At 33.5% G+C, this 20,685-nt stretch carries 18 protein-coding genes and 1 pseudogene; 12 read left to right on the top strand and 7 right to left on the bottom strand.

What is annotated here, in order from left to right; all coding sequences use genetic code 11:
• Positions 1–26: 26 nt before the first annotated feature.
• Together HMPREF3134_RS02640 and HMPREF3134_RS02635 are read right to left on the bottom strand one after the other, a co-directional pair.
• On the bottom strand, positions 27–1,673 hold the full coding sequence (locus HMPREF3134_RS02640) for a phospho-sugar mutase (RefSeq protein WP_070440503.1): 1,647 nt from the start codon (positions 1,671–1,673) through the stop codon (positions 27–29).
• A 258-nt stretch (positions 1,674–1,931) separates the two neighbouring features.
• On the bottom strand, positions 1,932–2,909 hold the full coding sequence (locus HMPREF3134_RS02635) for an SMP-30/gluconolactonase/LRE family protein (protein ID WP_033079784.1): 978 nt from the start codon (positions 2,907–2,909) through the stop codon (positions 1,932–1,934).
• 276 nt (positions 2,910–3,185) lie between these two features.
• Between HMPREF3134_RS02635 and HMPREF3134_RS02630 the strand changes: the two genes are divergently transcribed.
• From HMPREF3134_RS02630 to HMPREF3134_RS02620, 3 genes are all read left to right on the top strand, one after another.
• Positions 3,186–4,148, top strand: coding sequence for an oxygen-dependent tRNA uridine(34) hydroxylase TrhO (locus HMPREF3134_RS02630; RefSeq protein ID WP_037537555.1), 963 nt, complete (start codon positions 3,186–3,188; stop codon positions 4,146–4,148).
• A gap of 110 nt (positions 4,149–4,258) precedes the next feature.
• Positions 4,259–5,461 carry an MFS transporter gene (locus HMPREF3134_RS02625; RefSeq protein WP_037537553.1) on the top strand — a complete coding sequence of 401 codons (1,203 nt, stop codon included), beginning with the start codon at positions 4,259–4,261 and terminating at the stop codon, positions 5,459–5,461.
• Positions 5,462–5,513: 52 nt separating this feature from the next.
• A complete protein-coding gene (locus tag HMPREF3134_RS02620) occupies positions 5,514–6,488 on the top strand; it encodes a choloylglycine hydrolase family protein (RefSeq protein WP_070440501.1) in 975 nt (324 codons plus the stop codon).
• Between the two features lie 51 nt (positions 6,489–6,539).
• Here the strand turns inward: HMPREF3134_RS02620 and HMPREF3134_RS02615 are convergent, their stop codons facing one another.
• The 4 genes from HMPREF3134_RS02615 to HMPREF3134_RS02600 all read right to left on the bottom strand — a co-directional run bounded on the left by HMPREF3134_RS02615 (position 6,540) and on the right by HMPREF3134_RS02600 (position 11,687).
• Complete coding sequence (locus tag HMPREF3134_RS02615; protein ID WP_070440499.1) at positions 6,540–7,916, bottom strand: MFS transporter; 1,377 nt, start codon at positions 7,914–7,916, stop codon at positions 6,540–6,542.
• A gap of 147 nt (positions 7,917–8,063) precedes the next feature.
• Positions 8,064–9,422, bottom strand: a complete 1,359-nt coding sequence (locus tag HMPREF3134_RS02610; protein ID WP_070440497.1) for a gluconate:H+ symporter — start codon at positions 9,420–9,422, stop codon at positions 8,064–8,066.
• 12 nt (positions 9,423–9,434) lie between these two features.
• Entirely contained in the window at positions 9,435–10,802 is a 1,368-nt protein-coding gene (locus tag HMPREF3134_RS02605; protein WP_070440495.1) for a four-carbon acid sugar kinase family protein, read from the bottom strand.
• 9 nt (positions 10,803–10,811) lie between these two features.
• Positions 10,812–11,687: an NAD(P)-binding domain-containing protein gene (locus HMPREF3134_RS02600; protein ID WP_070440493.1), complete on the bottom strand. Its 876-nt coding sequence runs from the start codon at positions 11,685–11,687 to the stop codon at positions 10,812–10,814.
• A gap of 118 nt (positions 11,688–11,805) precedes the next feature.
• On the opposite strand from HMPREF3134_RS02600, the gene HMPREF3134_RS02595 reads away from it, so the two are divergent.
• The 9 genes and pseudogenes from HMPREF3134_RS02595 to HMPREF3134_RS02555 all read left to right on the top strand — a co-directional run bounded on the left by HMPREF3134_RS02595 (position 11,806) and on the right by HMPREF3134_RS02555 (position 19,814).
• Complete coding sequence (locus HMPREF3134_RS02595) at positions 11,806–12,417, top strand: GntR family transcriptional regulator (protein WP_070440491.1); 612 nt, start codon at positions 11,806–11,808, stop codon at positions 12,415–12,417.
• A gap of 291 nt (positions 12,418–12,708) precedes the next feature.
• Positions 12,709–13,413, top strand: coding sequence for a DUF969 domain-containing protein (locus tag HMPREF3134_RS02590; RefSeq protein WP_011274624.1), 705 nt, complete (start codon positions 12,709–12,711; stop codon positions 13,411–13,413).
• A complete protein-coding gene (locus tag HMPREF3134_RS02585; RefSeq protein ID WP_011274623.1) occupies positions 13,406–14,332 on the top strand; it encodes a DUF979 domain-containing protein in 927 nt (308 codons plus the stop codon). Before HMPREF3134_RS02590 ends, HMPREF3134_RS02585 begins: the two co-directional genes overlap by 8 nt.
• Positions 14,333–14,356: 24 nt before the next feature.
• Entirely contained in the window at positions 14,357–14,995 is a 639-nt protein-coding gene (pcp, locus tag HMPREF3134_RS02580) for a pyroglutamyl-peptidase I (RefSeq protein ID WP_011274622.1), read from the top strand.
• 193 nt (positions 14,996–15,188) lie between these two features.
• Positions 15,189–16,746, top strand: a pseudogene (locus HMPREF3134_RS02575) (ABC transporter substrate-binding protein).
• Positions 16,739–17,698: an ABC transporter permease gene (locus HMPREF3134_RS02570; RefSeq protein ID WP_070440488.1), complete on the top strand. Its 960-nt coding sequence runs from the start codon at positions 16,739–16,741 to the stop codon at positions 17,696–17,698. The pseudogene HMPREF3134_RS02575 and the gene HMPREF3134_RS02570 overlap by 8 nt, the downstream one beginning before the upstream one ends.
• Positions 17,688–18,455: an ABC transporter permease gene (locus HMPREF3134_RS02565; RefSeq protein WP_070440487.1), complete on the top strand. Its 768-nt coding sequence runs from the start codon at positions 17,688–17,690 to the stop codon at positions 18,453–18,455. Before HMPREF3134_RS02570 ends, HMPREF3134_RS02565 begins: the two co-directional genes overlap by 11 nt.
• Positions 18,422–19,195, top strand: coding sequence for an ATP-binding cassette domain-containing protein (locus HMPREF3134_RS02560; RefSeq protein WP_053022268.1), 774 nt, complete (start codon positions 18,422–18,424; stop codon positions 19,193–19,195). The genes HMPREF3134_RS02565 and HMPREF3134_RS02560 overlap by 34 nt, the downstream gene beginning before the upstream one ends.
• Positions 19,182–19,814, top strand: coding sequence for an ATP-binding cassette domain-containing protein (locus HMPREF3134_RS02555; protein WP_070440485.1), 633 nt, complete (start codon positions 19,182–19,184; stop codon positions 19,812–19,814). Before HMPREF3134_RS02560 ends, HMPREF3134_RS02555 begins: the two co-directional genes overlap by 14 nt.
• A gap of 72 nt (positions 19,815–19,886) precedes the next feature.
• Here HMPREF3134_RS02555 and HMPREF3134_RS02550 read toward each other — a convergent pair whose 3' ends face one another.
• Positions 19,887–20,549 carry a CPBP family intramembrane glutamic endopeptidase gene (locus tag HMPREF3134_RS02550; RefSeq protein WP_070440483.1) on the bottom strand — a complete coding sequence of 221 codons (663 nt, stop codon included), beginning with the start codon at positions 20,547–20,549 and terminating at the stop codon, positions 19,887–19,889.
• Between the last annotated feature and the right edge of the window lie 136 nt (positions 20,550–20,685).

The raw sequence follows: 20,685 nt of genomic DNA, 5'->3' as shown, positions 1-20,685 counted from the left end.
TTGCATATAAATGGTTTTTTGTCACGCTATTCGCTATCACTAAATATATAATCGTATATGTCTTGTGAGACTTGTTCGAAGTTATCGACGTTAAGTGATAGGTAGAATTTGAGTTTAGGTTCTGTACCTGATGGTCTCAAAGCAATAAATCCTTCTTCTAAGAGAATTCTAATTACATTCGCTTTTGGTAATGATATTGCTTCTTCCGTGTTGTCTTCTTTATAAATGCGTTTCAATGTCTCATAATCTTCTACTGCAACAACTTTTAATCCTGCAATGACATCAGGAATATTACGTCTTAATTGATCCATTAAAGCGTTAATTTGTTGTTGCCCTTCTCTACCTTCAAAGACTTTAGACATCGGTTTATCACGATAATAGCCTACTTCTTTATGGATTTCTTTTAATTCATCGTGCAGTGTTTTGCCTTCATTTTTCAAAATAGAAGCATACTTAATAATCAATGGCACAATTTGAATGGCATCTTTGTCTCGCACGAAGTCGTCAGCTAAGTAACCATAGCTTTCTTCATAGGCAAATAAAAATGATTCTGTATCATCTAACTCACGAATGGCTTTAGCAATGTGTTTAAAGCCGATTAAGACTTCCTTCACAGTCACACCATATTGTTGTGCAAGTCGTTTACCTAACTCGCCACTTACAATAGATTGAATGACAACCGAATGATTCGGCACATTCGTGTATTCGAGCAGATATTTAATGAGTAATGCGCCGATTTCACTGCCACCAAAGTAGTATATTTGACTATTTTCATTTCGTTCTACAAATCCCATGCGATCGACGTCAGGATCTGTTGCAATAATTAAATTAGCGTCGATATCGTGAGCTTGTTGAATTGCTAAATCAAAGGCTTCTCGCTCTTCGGGGTTCGCACTTTTAACGGAACTGAAATTTGGATCTAGCTCACTTTGCGATTTGACTAAACTTACATTCTGAAAATTAAGATGCTTTAAAACGTCAGGAATAATCGGCACACCAGTACCATGCAAACTCGTATATACGACCTTCAAATCAGATTGTGGAATATCACCTATAAGATTTGTAAGTTCGTTTATGTAACTATCATAAACCGCTTCTGGTAAATCAAAGGTGTTCTTCTCAATAAGTTCTTGATTTAAGTCAATATTCAACTCAAGTGGATTACCTAAGTTATTGATATATTGAGCAACTTCTAATGAAGTATCCTCATCTAATTGCGCACCATCTGCACCATAAACTTTGATGCCGTTATAATCTTTAGGGTTATGACTTGCTGTAATCATGATACCGGCAGATGTTTGCAAGTATCGGACAGCAAAAGATAATTGTGGCGTTGTTTTATATACATCTGCCAGATAAACTTTGATGCCATTCGAAGTCAAAATTTGCGTAATAATATGCGCGAATTCTGAAGATAAATGACGAATATCATAGTGAATGACAATTGAAGGATTATCTTCTTTATCTTTTAAGTAATTAGCAACTCCTAATGCCAGACGTTGTATGGTATAGCGATTTAAACGACCTGGACCAAGTCCAAACTGGCCACGAATACCTGCAGTACCAAATGCTAATTCAGTTTCAAATCCTTGTTCTTGAAACGTCGTGGTCTGGCTATCATAGAATGATGATACAAGACTGTCATCTTTATATTTCATCCAATTGTCTTTCATCATATACTCCTTTCATACTTATGCGGATGTCTTATTATTCTATTACAGTATACTGGATATTCGAAAAAGTTTCATTGGATTAGAAAATAAGCATTACTTAGTAATCATTTATGCTAGACAAATTAAACTTGCAATAAGTTACTCATAGTGATATAATACATTCATAAATTAATTCCATTGGCAACACCAAACCCCTCACTAGGTGGATAGTGAGGGGTTTTATGGTGTGTTAGACGATGTCGCTTATTTCTTTATTACTTACTGAAATTGATAGCTTTCATGACCTTTCGCAAAAGCTTCAACGGTATAAATCATTGAACCACCTTCTGAGCCATTCTCAATGTCATTGGTACAAATGAGCAATTGATTTGTTCCAGGAATAAATTGTGGATGTGTTGAACGTAACATTTTACCTTCATCACGCCCTGGCATTAAGATTTGACCAATAGGATAGCCACGTTTGTTGAAGACTAGAACACGCCCTTGTCCATACATTGCTACGTATAAATTATCATCGCTATCAATACATACTGAGTCTGGTCCTTCATGGCCAGTAAAGTAATATGGAATCGTTGCGCCAAACGGTGCAATTGTCACGCCATCGTCCTCTAATTGAATACGATGAAGTCGGTTTGTCGTCGTTTCCGTAACCCATAGTACTTTTTCATCCGTACTTAAAGCTACACCATTCGCTACTGAAATATTCTGAATGACTGGGGTCACTGTCTTGAAGTCAGGCGAAACATAGTAGACGCCACCTTTAGGATTTGTAGAATAACCTCTGAAATCAGTGAAATAGAAACCACCTTTACTATCAAAGACCATGTCATCAATACAATATTCAGTGTTGAGTTCCGAAATGATTTCTTCAAATTGTTCACCATGTTCATTTGTGGCGAAGATACCACCTGTTGACTCGAAATCGCCTAAATAACAAGTGAATAAACGTCCATCTTTATGTATTTTAACTGCAGCTGGATTTTGTTTTGTTGATTGAAACGCTGTTGAAACCTCTTTTGTGTCTATGTCGACTTTAAAGATTTTACCGCCAAACACTTCACATAAAAATAAATTATGATCTCTATCAAAGATAAGACCTTCAAGTTGAAGTCCTTCATCTGAAATTTTTAACCAAGGTTCTGCCGTTACCGTTTGTAATTCGCTTTCAGAAATAATAGGTACTGCACTTTTTGATGCCCCAGTATATGTTAATTTTGGTAAAGATTGATTTGTCATAATTAACAATTCCTCCCTTTTCGAAAAGTATAATCTTAATTCATTATAATCCTTTACTTCACTTTCTACTTATCGTACTACATGTAATCGTTTTCAAAAAGTAATTGTACTTCTAACATAGGTCTGTTGCCCTATTTTCAAAACCGAAATATTGAAAGTTATTGTAAATTTGGTAAAATAATATAATGTTGATTTTTATAAAAAGATAAATTAATGAATAACTAAATGATACGGCTTGCCTTTACGATAAATAAATTTTTAGAGGAGAATTAGAAAATGGATTATAGAGTGTTATTATATTACAAATACACAACAATTGATGACCCTGAAACATTTGCAGCTGAGCACTTAGAATTCTGCAAATCAAACAATTTAAAAGGTAGAATTTTAGTTTCTACAGAAGGTATCAATGGTACATTATCAGGTACGAAAGAAGATACTGATAAATATATCGAACATATGCATGCAGATGAACGTTTCGCAGATATGACGTTCAAAATTGATGAAGCTGAAGGCCATGCCTTCAAAAAAATGCACGTACGTCCAAGAAATGAAATCGTTGCTTTAGGTTTAGAAGACGATGTTGATCCACGTGTTACAACTGGTAAATATTATTCACCTAGCGAATTTAAAGAAGCACTAGAAGATGAAGATACTGTCATCTTAGATGCTCGTAATGACTATGAATTTGATTTAGGTCACTTCCGCGGTGCCATTCGCCCTGATATCACACGCTTCAGAGACTTACCAGACTGGATTCGTGAGAACAAAGATCAATTAGATGGTAAAAACATCGTAACTTATTGTACAGGTGGTATTCGCTGTGAAAAATTCTCTGGTTGGTTAGTTAAAGAAGGCTTCGAAAATGTAGGACAACTACACGGTGGTATCGCAACTTACGGTAAAGACCCTGAAACTAAAGGTCAATATTGGGACGGTAAAATGTACGTCTTCGATGAACGTATTAGCGTTGACGTTAACCAAGTTGAGAAAACAGTTATCGGTAAAGAACACTTTGACGGTACACCTTGCGAACGATATATTAACTGTTCAAATCCTGAATGTAACAAGCAAATTCTTGTTTCAGAAGAAAATGAAGACAAATATCTTGGTGCTTGTTCATATGACTGTGCCAAACATGAACGTAACCGTTATGTAGCTAAAAACAACATTAGCGATGAAGAATGGAATCGTCGTTTAGAAAACTTTAAAGACGTTCCAGAACATGCACATGCTTAATATCTAAATCATATCCCTTATGAGATTTAATTAGCTCATAAGGGATATTTTTTATGACTACCTAATGCTATACTAGTGTAAAATCACAAGTGTTATTGAGGTGTGGCAATATGAGAAAACATAGTAAAGACTACTTTCATCTGTTTTATAGTCAATTGTTTGCTAACACTGGTGATATTTTAACAATTGTTGGTCTTATTGCTATTGTTTTTAATATCACATCTAAAACGACCGCTGCCTCGATGATTCCCATTATCTTTACATCTGGCATTTTTGTGAGTAGTTTTATTTCCAATTATATTTATCAATATTTTACGCAAAAGCAAGTCTTATCTATATTTCAAGGTCTTAAATTAGTAAGTTTAGCAAGTATCGCTGGTTTATTAATATTTGGCATATCTCCCATTTTTATTTTTGTTTTACTTTTTCTTAATGCTATTTTTGATGGTTTTACAAACCCAATTAAGAACTCAATGATTCCTTTTATTGAGAATAAAGATGCGATTACATCTGCTAACGCTTTAATGAATATGATGAGTAGTGTTGTTCAACTTTCTACGTGGGCATTAGGCGGCATTTTAATGAGTCTTATAGGTGCGAAATACTTATTTTTATTTGCGCTAGTACTTGAAATGATAAGTTATTTTTTTATTTTACGCCTTTCAGAACGTCAAATTTACAAAAATGAGAAGGCAAATATTTTTAGTAGTTTTAAAGCTGTTATTCGTGATAATTATCGTGATAAATTGAGTTTGTATTTAAACATTTCTATTATTTTTGAATCTTTCGCAACGACCATATGGATAGCAGCTATCATTCTTACTTATACAAGAACCTATTTACATGTCCCTGATTATTGGTTTGGACTAATCAATGCCCTTTTCTTTAGTGGCACAATTATTGCAGGACTATGGATAAACCATAAGGATCGTTTCTTCACACAAATAAACTATCCAATAATTATTTACGTTCCTTTGCTTTTAGCATTTATTAATTTAAGTTTTATTCTTCACCATTCAATAATGATCGCATTGTTATTTTCATTATTTATGGGCATTTTCGAAGACATGCGTTATATTTCACTAAATTCAATGATTCAGCGCAACACACCAAAAGAAATTCTAACTTCTACATACATATTAAACAATTTATTTAACAGCATTTTCTTCGCTTTAGGAACTTTTATTATTTCGATAATCGTTGATTATTACGGTATTACTTGGGCCTATATTATTTGTTTTAGTATGTATATAGTAACTTTTATTTTAGGACTCTTTTTCCGAAAAACTTTAAAAATTGAAATGCATAATTAGAAATCTTATAATTGATAATAATTCTCATTTTAAATACTGGAGGTTTCTACATATGTGTACAGGTTTTACGTTTCAAGCTAAAAACGGTGACGTTATTTTAGGACGTACGATGGACTATGACTATCCATTAACTGGACATCCTGCTGTGCAACCACGTCACTACTATTGGGAATCTCGTGTAGATTATAAAGGTACAACGACGTATGGTTTTACTGGTGCCGGTTCTGATATGGAAGGCTTTATTTTCGGAGACGGTGTAAATGAGCATGGCCTCGCAATATCTAATCAATATGACCGTGGTTATGCCTCATACGCTAATAAAATACACGATGGATACATCAATATTTCACAAACTGAAGTATTAACATGGGTACTTGGTTACAACAAAACGATTGAGGAACTTATTGAACAAGCAAACCAAGTTAATGTCGTTGCACATACATTGAATGATATTAATGAAGCGCCGCCATTACATTATCATGTATCGGACGCGACAGGCCGAACTGCAGAGATTACGTTTGTAGAAGGTCGCATTGTCCTTCGTGATAATCCAGTCGGTGTACTAACAAATAGCCCTGATTTAAATTGGCATTACGAGAACTTGAAGAATTATGCGAATGTGACGCCTTACAAACCACAATATAAACGCTATAAAAATTTATATATAGGCAATGAAAGTGGTACCTCTGGACTACCAGGTGGTTATACGTCAGCAGAACGTTATGTAAGAGCAGCTTATCTTGTAAGTAATATGTTGCCTGACGATGGTGATGATGCAGTATTAGATGCGTTTAGAATTCTTGATAGTGTAAGCATTCCTAAAGGTGCAGTTCGCCCTTCTGAAGATGAATTCCACTATACGCTGTACCAAACTGTATTCAACTTAACATCGCGTACATTGTATGTGAAATACTATAATTCTAATCGTATTGCTGAATTACAATTAACTGAGGAGTTATTAAATAGCGACGATTTAGTTATATTTGATCCGATTCCGCAAGGATTGTCTACCGATAAAGTAAATTAATTATATATAAACAAACAAGCGTGACTGATTAAAAAGCCACGCTTGTTTTTATTATGCTTTAACATTTTTAGGAATCAGAATAAATGCTGATATAAGTCCAAGTATCATAATAATTGCCCCGACTAAGAATGAAATCATTGCTGACATTTCTACTGAATAGAATTGTTGGCATACTGTAAATACGGTCGTATTTAACGCGATACCAAAGGCTCCTCCGAGTGTAGCGCCCATCTTATATAAACCTGTCGCAAAGCTCACTTTCTCTTCTGGCATGTTGAATACAGCAATCGTTAAGCCAGGTGTAGCAACTAACCCATTACCAATCGCACATACAACAAATGCGAAAGTTACAATACCTACATACCAACTTGGCGATAAGAAAGTGAAGCTAATTAGAATGATACCAATTGCTGGAAATAGTGGCCCTGCAATTAACATACTTTTACCGCCATATTTTTGAATTGCTTTTTCACCTAAGCGTATCATCGCTATCGCCATGAAGACATACGGCACTGTAACCAAACCAGTTTGTGCTTCGCTCATACCAAATTGTTTTTGAGCGTAACCATTGAAGACGACTGTGGTACCTACCCCAGTGTTAAGCACAAAATTATTGATTGTTGAGCCCAGAAATGCTCGATTTTTTACAATTGAAAAATCAATAAATGGTGTGGGTCTGCCTTTTTCAAAAATATAAAATACAACTAAAGCAATGAGACCAACGATTGCAACAGTTAACGTGAATCGACTTGTCCAACCATATGTAAAACCTTGAGTCATCAATAGCATTAAGCAAGCGATAATTACGCCAAAAATCACCATGCCTACATAATCGAAGGGCTGGTGATCACGTTCTTGACGTGGCACTTCTTTTCTACGACTTAAAATAAAAATCGCAATAATTGATAAAGCGATAGAAATAACAAAAATAAATTGCCAACTTAAAAAGCTAGAAATAAGACCACCGACATAGGAAGAAAATCCTATTCCGCCAACTGTCGCAATCATCATAAAACTATAAGCTTTACGGAGTGATTGACCTTTAAAGTTATCTGATACTAAGCCAATTGTAGAAGGTAGTAATACGGCAGCTGATAGGCCTTGAAAAATGCGCCCAATAACTAAGAATGGCGTGACAGGAACAATAATAAGACTAAGGCAACCAATAATACTAAAGATGAGACCTATTATTGTCATCTTGAGGTTTCCAACTTTATCTGCAATATCTCCTGCACCCACCATAAAAATACCTGTAACGAATGATACAAGGCTGATAGATAGGTTAAGTGTAGAATCTGTAGCACCAAATGTCTTTTGTACACTAGAACCAATATTTATAAATGATTGCGCAAACAACCAATATGTTAACACTGCAAAACTAGCTGCAATGATTAATTTACCGTCGAACCTACTTTGATGTGAACTCACATCTGACACTTCCTTTACTGATATAATAAAACAGTAATTGAGAATTATTCTCATCTAACCTAAAATATTATATCATGCCCTTGAAAAAAATATATAGTTTAAAATTTTAAAGAGACTTCTACTTTTTTGTAAAAGTCTCTTTGAAAATCACACTATCAAGTTAACTATCAATATCAGTCCTAAACCAACTACTGATAAAATTGACTCTAATAAAGTCCATGTTAAAAATGTTTCTTTCATAGATAAACCATAATATTCTTTAAACATCCAGAATCCCGCATCATTAACATGTGAACAAAAGATACTTCCTGCTCCAATCGCTAAAACTACTAATGCGATATTGACGTCTACTGCTTGTATTAATGGTAGAACTATACCTACAGATGAAATTGCAGCTACTGTAGTAGAACCCAATGCAGTACGTAATAACGCTGCTGCTAACCAAGCCAAAATTATTGGTGACATTTCAGTACCCTTGAATATATCTGAAATAGTATCCCCGACTCCGCCATCAATTAAAATCTGCTTAAATGTACCGCCACCGCCAATAATTAACAACAGCATTGCTATTGGCGTTATAGCATTAGTAACTGTATCCATAATATTTTTCATATTTTTATTTCTTCTCAATCCCATAGTATAGATTGCTATTAGTACAGCTATTAACATTGCAGTAGTAGATTTACCGAAGAAGAATATTACACCTTCTATACCTGTAGCCTTTCCACTTTCATTTCCTGTGATTAATTGAACACCTGTTGAAAAAAGCATAAGAATAACTGGAGAAAGTGCTGTTAATAAACTTATACCAAAACTTGGTAATGCTTGTCTTTCATCATCTTTAACTTCTCCTAACTCTTCTTGGTTACCTAATTTTTCAAAAGCTGATGGAGAAAGCTTATAAGCCAATTTTGTAAATGTACCCCCTACTATAACTGCGAGTGGAATACCAATTATAAAACCATACATTAATACATATCCAATATTGGCATCTAGAGCTTCCGCTATCGCAACAGGACCAGGGTGAGGTGGTAAAAAGCCATGAGTTATTGCAATTGAAGTTGCCATTGGTAATCCAACAACTAAGTTAGATATTTTCATTCTTCTTGCTAATGTACAAACTAAAGGAATTAATAACACAAATGCAACTTCTAAAAATAATGAAATACCAATTATAAATGAAGCAATTAACATTGCCCATGTTACATATTTCTTTCCAAAAGCATTTATTAAGGTGTCAGCAATCTTAGTTGCACCTCCACCATCAGACAATAGTTTACCTAATATTGATCCCAAGCCAAATATTATTGCTATATGTCCTAAAGTATCTCCCATACCTTTTTCGATTGTTTCTACGATTTTTTCTAAAGGCATACCTAATAAAATACCAGTTACCATCGAAGTTATTATTAACGATATAAATGTATTCAATTTACATATCATTATTAATACCAATAATATAATTACCCCTATTACAACTGCAATCAATGGCCAAAATTCTCCCATAACCATTACCCCCTAATTATTCATTTTATATACTTGTGCCAACGTTTCTTTTTCACCCACATTCCCTGGAAAAATAACATATGGCATTTTAGGATACTTAGCTTCATCACCTGTTAACCAAACTGGAACTCCTTTTGTAACTTGACCAATGACTTCGGCCTTTTTAATATTCAAGCCTTTTGTAGCAACATCACTAGAAGTAATTCCACCTTTGGCAATAATAAATTTTGGTTTTATAGATATATTTTTTACAATATTAACCAAGCTATTTGAAATATTAGTTGATATACTCAAGTTATTATTAATATCTTCAGTTTTTATAACATCTCTAGATGTATATACAACTACACTGTTTCCATTAACGATTTCATATTCAACTTTCGTAATTAAAGTATTTATATATTCTTCTAAATTATCTTTAATAATTTCTTTTACATCGAATTCAAAAGGTCTAATATTTGTATTGTTAATTAAATAACTTAATTGTTCACTTGATTTTTTTACATGTGATCCAACAATTATTAACCCTCCATTTTTATTGCTACTAAACTTATTTAAATTAATTATTTCTCCTGGAGTTACGCACATAGCTTTTACAAATGATGCTGCAGTTCTAAAAATGAATTTCTTTTTATTACCTTTTAAAAAGTTAATTAGGCAACTTGCAAAATAATCCATATCACTATCATTTAAAGCGTCAACAACTACAGCACTAAAGTTCTCCAATCTTTCAAAAACAGTGAATATTTCTTTTTCTTTTTTTTCTCTTAACATTTCTAATGAAATATAAGATACTTCACTAGACTTTATTTCACCTTCACTTTTTTCTTCGATAAAATCAAACATGGTTTCTGATGAATAACCGAATGTTGTATCGTTTGAAAACTCACTTTGAACTACGGGTATGTACTTTTGATTTTCTTTTAAATAATGTATGCCATTATAGGTATATCGATTCCCTTCGAAAAATTGCGGTAAATAAAATACTCCATCAAAAGGTTGAGTTGCTGATTCACTTATTACTTTAGGCTCAAGATAAAAATGACCTCTTAATGTAGAGTCTCCTCTACTAATAATTAAATAATCCTCATTTAATTTATTCGCTACTTTTTCTATATTCTGACTAATTTCTTTATGTAGTTTCACAGTTTCCTTTTCATTTAAAGCTCGTGAATTAGTCAAAATGTAAAACATATCATTTTTTTGCAAAAACCCATCTTCAATCCATTTCTCAGTCCATTCTGTATAAACAGGTAAATCTTTAATTGTCTGTGTGCCAGTTGGATCATCGTCTAAAACAATAATTTTATAATTAAAATCACTTAAATTCTTGTTAATGAGTTTTGTATTCTTTTGATTTACTAAATTGTCACTAATCATAAAAATCACCTACATATTGTTTATTTTTTCAATGTATTTAACTATTCCAGAATGATCATTAAGTCCATTTCCATGACTAACTTCAGATTTATACATTTCTTTTACAATTGATGATAACGGTAGCGTGAGACCGACTGTATCAGCAGTAGAATTAACATTTTTTAAGTCCTTTAAATTTATATTTATAGTTCCACCTGGTTTGTAGTCTTCATTAATCATTTTAGGAAATTTTGCATCCATGACACTTGAACCAGCTAGTCCACCTCGTATTGCTTCATACATACCATTTAAATCAATATTAAATTTTTTTGCTAAAACTACTGCCTCTGATAGAGCTGCTATATTAGTATTTACAATTATTTGATTTGCCAATTTAACTACACTGCCTGAACCAACTCTTCCAACTCTAACTACTGAATTGGCAATTGGATTTAAAACTTCTTTTATCTCTTGTAAATCATTTTCACCGCAGCCTACCATAACTGATAACTCCCCACTTATAGCTAGTGGTTCTCCTCCACTTACCGGTGCATCAAAATATTTAATTTCTTTTTCTTCAAGCACTTTACTAATTTCTAACGATTCATTTGGAGTTAATGAACTAGTATCTATAACCGCTTTTATATTTATTTCACTATTATCTAAAATAGTATCTTCTCCGCTATACAATACGCTTTTAACAATTGCGCCATTTGGCAAAGATAGAATTAAGTAATCCGCCTCTCTTGAGATAGTTTGAACTGATGAACTTATAGCACCGTATTTAGCAACTTCTTCTAAGGCATCTTTATTAATGTCATTTACTAATACTTCTATGTCATTTTTTAGCATGTTTTTGACCATTGGCTTACCCATAATTCCTAAACCTATAAATCCTATTTTCATAAAAACCTCTCCTTTTGTAAGCGATTACAATATTTATGTATACAATAATACTATAATTGTATACATTTTAAAACCCCAAAATTTATAGTAAACTTAAATTATTACAAGGGGGATAATTATGGAAAATTTAAATTTATCAATCTATCAAAAAATTAGGAATGACATTATTGATGGAAATTTAAAGAGAAATGAAAAATTAACAGAAGCAAAACTTGCAAAAAAGTATAATGTCAGTAGAACCCCTATTAGAGAAGCATTGAAACAACTAGAATTAGAATATTTTATAAGAGACTCCTATATTTTCACTCCAACAAAAGAAGAATATAGACAAATTTTTGAAGTGAGAATTTTATTGGAAACATTTGCAATAAAAAAAGCTGGTATTGTTTATACTAAAGAAGATTTTGAAGAACTTAATCAATATACTCAGATAGATATTGATAAGGATGATGAACAAGAAATCATTAAAATCAATGATCAATTTCATCAAAAAATAATGAAGGCAACTAATAATCAGTTTATTTTAGAAACTTATCAAAAATATCGTAGTTTTATATATTTATTTAGCCAAACTGTAATAAATAAACGCAGACCTAACTTAATTGAAGAACATAAAGAAATAGTCTCGGAACTCGCAAAAGGTAATGTTCAAAATGCTACTAATTTACTTGAAAATCATTTAAAAAAAGACTTAGAATTTAGTCTCTATTATCTTGAATTTAAAAATTAAAAATTATAAAACCTTCTCATATATTTTATTTGAGGAGGTTTTATAATTTTTAATTTTTAAAGCTATTTATCATCTATATTCCAAACAATCTCTAAATATAAAATATTATTCAATTTATTTTAAATTCACTTTAATAGCAATTTTCGTTGTGTTAATATTAAGAAAATTACATCTGTTATTCACTTATCTTTTACATATTAATTAGATATGGGTACAGACATTAACTATATCTCTGAATCGCATCAATTAAATATTAAAGGTTAATTTGAATAACTGTTAAGGAGTGCTTTTATGGAATGGATTAAATTGATTGGTATTTTAATCATAATCATCGGCTTCATTCTTAAGTTTGACACTATCGCAATTATTTTAATTGCAGCAGTAGTCACTGGTTTAGTTGCCGGTATGGATATCGTTGAAGTACTTTCAACACTTGGAAAAGCCTTTGTAGATCAACGTCTTGTAACTTTATTTATGCTTACACTGCCTATGGTCGGTTTAATTGAACGTTTTGGTTTGAAGCAACAAGCTTCTAAACTAATTAGTAACGTTAAGAAAATAACAACCGGTCGCCTTCTTACTTTATATTTAATTATTCGTGAAATCGCTGGCGTAGCATCAATACGTATCGGTGGTCATCCTCAATTTGTTCGACCTTTAATTAACCCTATGGTTCAAGGTGCACTTCGAACACGTTACAATCTTACTGATAAAGACATCGATGAGAAAGATATTGAAAAACTAAAAGCCGAAGCATCTGCCATGGAAAATTATGGTAATTTCTTTGGACAAAACTTATTTGTTGGTGCTGCTGGTGTGTTATTGATGGTTGGGACTTTCCAATCTTTAGACATCAAAGTGAATGCAATGAGTTTAGTGCTCGCTTCAATTCCTGTTGCTATCATCACACTTATTTTAGTTTGGATTAAAAATATTTTACTCGATCGTTACTTCAATAAAAAATATGGAAATAATGAGGTGAAAAATCATGAGTGAAGCAACTTTAAACCATATTTTAGAAATATTTTACATACTGATTGGACTTCAATTTTTATATACAGCTTATCGCGCTTTACGTTCACAAGATAAATCTAAAAGTTTAGGTACAGCAGCATTTTGGACCATTTTAGCTATTTTATTTATAGGAGGTCCTTACATACCAGATGCAATTAATGGTCTTCTAGTTTTAGCAATGGGTGCGTTAACACTTTTCAGACAAGTGAAAATAAAAAATATTATCGATGTTAATGATAAAGAAGTTGAAAAAGGTTCTGCTAAATATGGAAATAAACTTTTCATTCCTGCAATTGTCTTAGCTGTGGTAGCAGTAGTTGTTTCAAACTGGACTCCACTTGGCGGTGCCATCGGTTTAGGTATTTCATCAATTGTGGGATTAATCGCAGCACTACTAATTATCAAGCCAAAATTATCTTACACATTGTATGACAGTGACCGATTAACGCAACAAGTTGGAACGACAGGTATATTACCACAATTCTTAGCTGCACTTGGCGTACTCTTTACTGCAAGTGGTGTGGGTCAAGTCATTTCAAAAGGTATCTCTTCATTTTTACCTGAAGGCAACCATTTAATAGGCGCAATTGCTTATATATTAGGGATGGTTCTTTTTACAATGCTTATGGGAAATGCTTTCGCAGCATTTACTGTTATAACAGCAAGTATCGGTATTCCATTCGTTATTGCACAAGGTGGCGATCCAATCGTTGCAGGTGCGCTTGCCATGACTGGTGGATTCTGTGGTACATTACTTACACCTATGGCAGCAAATTTCAACACATTACCAGTTGCACTACTTGAGATGAAACAAGAATTTGGCGTTATTAAAGCACAAGCACCTATAGCATTAGCACTTATAGTAATTCACATCGCTCTAATGTATTTCTGGGCATTTTAAATAATTCTAAGGAGGAAATGAATAATGAAAATTTTAGTTACAGCATTTGATCCATTTGGCGGTGAAAAGATAAATCCTGCATTAGAGGCAGTAAAGCAATTGGAGAATACGATTGGCGAACATACCATTTCAAAGTTAGAAATTCCAACCGTCTTTCATGAATCTAAAGACGTCATTGATAAAGAGTTAGCAAATGGCAATTACGATGTGGTCTTGTCTATTGGTCAAGCTGGAGGTCGTTATGACCTTACTCCTGAGCGTGTAGGTATCAATATCGACGATGCACGTATTCCTGACAACAAAGGTAATCAGCCTATTGATGTGGCCATTCAAGAAGATGGCGCACCTGCCTACTTCTCAAACTTACCTGTTAAAACGATGACGGAAGCGATTAAAGCAGCAGGCGTCCCTGCAAGCTTATCGAATACAGCAGGCACATTTGTTTGTAACCATGTCTTATACCAATTAGGTTATCTCGCTGACAAGTCTTATCCAGGGTTATTATTCGGTTTTATTCATGTACCATTTATCCCTGAACAAGTGACAGATAAGCCTGAGAAACCGTCGATGTCTATTGAAACAATTGCGAAAGGTTTAACAGCCGCTATTAAAGCCATTTCTAAAGAAGACGACGCCAAAGTTGCACTAGGAGAAACACATTAAAAAGAGGGTCCCCACCCTCTTTTTTTATTTTCAAAATTGAAAAACTTCTACATATCTATTCACAAATTTATCATTTCAAAGAATTTGTATAGGGTGTATCATATAATAATGTCTATTGATGGAAAAATATTTTCCAATAACTAAACTCTATTATAAAAAATAATGATGAATACAATGGAAAGAAGGTAAAACATTGAAAAAGCGCATATTCTATTCACTTTCTATGTGCGCGATGCTTATGTTAAGTGGTTGTGCTCAGCATCATAATGACACCAAAGAGGTTAAAGTCTCACTACCTCGTGAATTTAATGCAAATCAACTAGATGCACAAGGCTTTGATGCGCCTATGCCTGTGTACAATGCTATCTATCAACCGCTTGTAACTTATGGTAAAAATGGCAAGATTGAATCAGGACTTGCTACATCTTGGGAAGCTTCAGAAGACGGTAAACACTACCTATTTCATTTAAAGAAGAATGTAAAATTCAATGATGGGTCTGATTTTGATGCATCGGCTGTTAAATTCTCAATTGAACGTGCGAAGGCAACGGATACAACTGACCCTATGGAAACGTTAGATAAATTAAAATCAATCACAATAAAAGATAAACACACTGTTGAGATTGAGTTAAAATCACCATCAAATCAAGTATTAAATGAATTGTCTCAAGTTAGACCGCTTCGCATTATGAGTCCACACGCTGTTAAAGGTGGCAATACAACTGGTAAATTTGAAAAAGCGATTGGCACAGGTCCATTCAAAGTAGCAGATTCAACAAATGAAACTGTGAGTTTTCAACCTAATACATATTATCGCAATGGCCATCCACTTAATTACAATCTAACTTTCCAATCTATAGAAGATAGTGATTCAAGACACTTAGCAATTGAGAGTCACTCTATTGATATTACAGGTGGTTCATTAGGTCAGATGACACCACAACAAGTGAAAGAATCTCATAGAAACAAAGCACTATCTGTACATACGTCGCCAAGTACAGAAACGCAATTTATGGGATTTAATCCCCAGCATAAAATCTTACAAGACAATGCGTGAGGCGATTAGTAAAGCCATAAACACAGATGACCTATCGTCAAATAAGAAACTGAAGGGTCTATTTCAACAGAATGTTCAATACGTTAATGCTCACAATCAACCTGACCATGTTTATTCGCCTTCGACTTCTAAATCGTTAATCCGCTCTTTAGGTTATAAGATGAATAATGATGGTTATTTCGAAAAGGATGGTCACATACTTTCACTTAAACTCGCACTCCAAACGGATGAATTTCCAGAATGGAAGACGAAAGCTGAAATCATGCAGCAAGACCTTAAAAAAGTAGGAATTAAACTCTATATTAATATTTTAGATTCACAAACGTATTATGAAACTTTAACGGTGCGTAAAGATTTTGATCTCATTTATTATCGTACATATACAAATGCGCTAATGCCATACAATTTCTTGAATGCACGTTTTAAACAAGATGGCTCACGCCCTGGCGTATTCGCAAACGATACAACCTTAACATCTATGATTAAGCAATTTCCGACGATGATCAACATGCATGACCGACAACGCGCATTTAATAAACTATCGTCTTATATTGATCAGCAATATCTCATAGTTCCTATTTCATATCCTAATGAGACCTTTGTGACAAGTCCTAAAATCAGACAATTCGAGTTCTCAGGACAAACAGATGCACCAATAAATTACGATAAGTTGAAGGTGTCTAATAATGACTAACATTGTAAAACATTTCATCAGACTACTCATCTATTTAATCATCATTTCCTTTGTATTATTTCTTCTCTTAGAGAATACAACCGGTAACCCTGCCGTTCAATACTTACAAGAACATGGTGTTGCACAAATCACGCCTGAACGTATTAAAATGGCTCAAGAGAAACTTGGTTTAAGTCAGGCAATGCCAGTTCGATATGTCCAATGGTTAGGCAATGTCTTTACAGGCGACCTTGGTACGAGTTTTAGTAATGGTGAACTCGTAACTGAACGTATTTCCCAGGCAATTGTCCCAACCATTAAATTAATATTCGGTTCAGCTATCATACTGTTTCCTATAAGTTACGTAATTGGTTATTTATGTGGCAATCATTCACGAAAAAAGTGGTCAGTCGTAATAACTCGTATTGCCCAAGTAGTTACATCATTACCAGAATATTGGCTAGCAATTATTTTCATTTATTACTTTGGTGTGAAATGGCATCTATTCCCTTTCGTAGGAAGTAATAGTTGGCAATATTTTGTTCTTCCAATTGTCATACTCGTCCTTGTAGAAGGGAGTCATATGTTGTTGTTAAGCAGTCATCTTTTTGAAAGTACATTACAAAGCCAACCTTTCCAATTAGCTCAATTACGACAATTTAAATTAAAAGATCGTATCTATGTACAAGTAAAAGAAATTTTGGCACCACTCATGACAATCACCATTAATAATTTTATTCATTTATTTAGCCGAGTGATTATTTTAGAAGTTATTTTTAGTATTTCTGGATTAGGTAAGTTATTAATCAATAGTATTAATTTACGTGACTACCCTGTTATTTTAGGCATTTTAATGATGATTATTACTTTCATAATGGTGCTTAATTTCTTCGGCGATGTTTTACTTGAGAAAAGTGACCCACGTCTAAGAATGTCAAAAAAGTCAGGAGGCCGAATAGCTTATGAAGATTAAACATTGGATATGGCCTATGATTGCAATCATATTCGTTATACTTGCTTTTCTGTTTTATGACAAAGCAAACATGATTCATCAATCGGAAGCACTTTTACCTCCAAGCCTTCATCATCTATTAGGCACTGACCATTTAGGACGTGACTTCTTCACTCGCCTATTTGTTGGTAGCATGGTTACACTTGGTTTAACGACGCTCATTATAGTTGGGAGCGTAATATTGGGACTAATATTAGGGCTAGCAGCTGCACTAATTGGTCGTTGGTTAGATGCACTATTGATGGCATTTGCTGATATGTTAATTGCTTTACCATCTATTATTATCGCACTTGTCGTATTAGGCTTTATTAATAACTCAATTGTAGGTTTATGTTTGGCCTTGATGATTGGGTGGTTAGGACGCTATTTACGTTATTTCAGAAATTTGGCTCGTGATGTACAAACGCAACCTTTCGTTAAATTTGCATCATTAAGTGGTTTAACAAGGACACAAACGACAGTACGTCATATTATTCCACATCTTATGCGTAACGTGACTGCACTCATTACTGCCGATTTTGGAAAATTAATGCTTAGTATTTCAGGATTAGCTTTTATTGGATTAGGAGTAAAACCACCATTGCCAGAATTAGGTGCCATACTCTACGACGGTAAGAGCTACTTTTACTCAGCACCTTGGTTATTCTTCTTTCCAGGAATATTGTTAGGAGGGTTCGCGCTCATATGTCAAATACTCAATCGTCGATTCACTCAATAAATGCTTTACTACATTTGAAGAATGTCTCCGTTTATGACGGAAATCATGCATTGTTGAATCAAGTAGATTTAACTGTTACAGAGGGTAGCTTTCATTGTTTAGTTGGAGAGAGTGGCAGTGGTAAATCTTTATTAGCACGTACAGTTTTGAATATGCGTCATCCTCATCTAAAGTATCAAGGTCAAATTGCTATTGATTTAAATAATACCGATGCCATGTTCCAAGATACTAATAGTAATTTCTTCCAAAATGTACGTATTCGAAAACATTTTGATGCACTGTTTGATGCATTAAATACGCAATTGTCGCGACAACAGCAACATGAATTTGTTCTACGTCAATTTAGACATTTAGGATTAGAGAATCCTGAAGATTTATTTAATGACTACCCTTTTCAATTGAGTGGTGGTATGGCTCAACGAATTGCCTTAGTAATGTCAATTGTTAGAGAAGCTAAATTATTGATTGTGGACGAACCGACAAGTGCACTTGATTTTGACAATCGAAATCAACTAATGAAATTATTAAATCATGTTGTTCAAGAACATAATATGACATTACTATTTATCACGCATGACCTAAGTTTAGCGATGGATTACGCAACACATATTAGTGTGATGCGTAATGGCCAAATGATTGAAAGTGGCGAAGCAAACGATATTTTAGTGCGTCCCGAGCACGCTTACTCACAGCAATTAATTGAATTAGCGCATAGGAGATACCGTTATGTTGCAGATTAAATTCTTAAATAAATCATTTTCTGAAAAGCAGATATTTAAAAACTTTAATTTAGAACTTGAAGGTACTGATAATTTAATTATTAGTGGGTCTAGTGGGAGCGGTAAGTCTACGCTTGCACAAATCATTGCAGGTTTAGGTGATCATTACGAAGGTATCGTAAGCTATAAAGATATGATGCTTGGACACGTATCTCATCAAGATTGGATTAAACATATTCAATACGTGCCTCAATATAATGCCAATACATTAGATCCTAAAAAAACAGTGTCTTGGATTTTAAAACAACCTTTAAAACACTTTAATATTCCTAAAAATCAACATGACGATAAGATGTTAAGCGTCATAGAACAGTGTAAGCTCGACAAATCTTTATTACCTAAAAAAGTGAGCACCTTAAGTGGCGGACAATTCCAACGTTTATGGATTGCGAAGGCATTATTAGTTGAACCTGAAGTATTAATTCTAGACGAGGCTACAACGAATCTTGATGTGATAAATGAAGAAATCATACTCCAAATGTTACGAAATATGGATAAGTTACAGCTTATTATTATTACGCATGATCCTTATTTATTAGACAGCCTTCCTGGTAAACACTTAAAAATCGAACATAATTAAGTTAAAAAGCAATGCCTATCAAAACCTAGGCATTGCTTTTTGTTGCGTATATACTATGTAATTAAAGTATTTCTACCAAAAATAATTTTGAAATGTAGCCAGTATATTACCAAGCATGTGTATGATAATAGGTATTTCGAGCCGTTTTGTTTTTAAATATGCAACAACGAAAATGAAACCTGAAAAGCCGTAAATAAACCATTCACCCATGTTGCTTGGGCCATGAGCGCCAGCGAATAAAATAACAGATACTATGCCACCAACTATAGGCGCACCTCTAAAGATACCTTTAATTAACAATCCTCTAAATATAATTTCTTCTAAGATAGGAGCTAAAATACCTATCGCAATGAGTTGTAAATACAGTGGTACATTGCGGTAACTTTCCTCTAACTCCTTTTCATTCCCTGTTGTAGGCATGAATTCAAAATAAATATAATCTGCACCATTGGCAAGAATGAATCCAATGATAATGATTAGCCATTGCTTTTTAGTTATTCGACTAAATTGAAATAGCTTCAACTTACTTAATTTTAAAATTAGAAATGCGATAATGACCCCTACAATAGCAATCCAAAAGTACTTTGGCTTCTCTACTAAAAATATAACCATTGATTCGGCAACAAATAAAATACAAATTAAAAATAGAGATTGTAATAGCAACTTCCAATAAGATTTTTGAGAAATTTGGAAATCTCCTGTTATATGGTCATGTGACATTTCATCTTTAGACATAGTTAACCTCCTAAACATATAATTGAAATGTTGATTTTTAGTTAAGATAACGCATTTTTATGAAGTGACCTACAATAAATGTCAAATATATGTTACATTCATATAGAGGTATTCATTTTCAAGATTTTATATTTCT

Origin of the sequence: Staphylococcus sp. HMSC14D10 (assembly GCF_001808125.1) — a bacterium.
Lineage (GTDB): Bacteria > Bacillota > Bacilli > Staphylococcales > Staphylococcaceae > Staphylococcus > Staphylococcus haemolyticus.
This window is presented reverse-complemented; position numbering and strand designations above follow the sequence as displayed.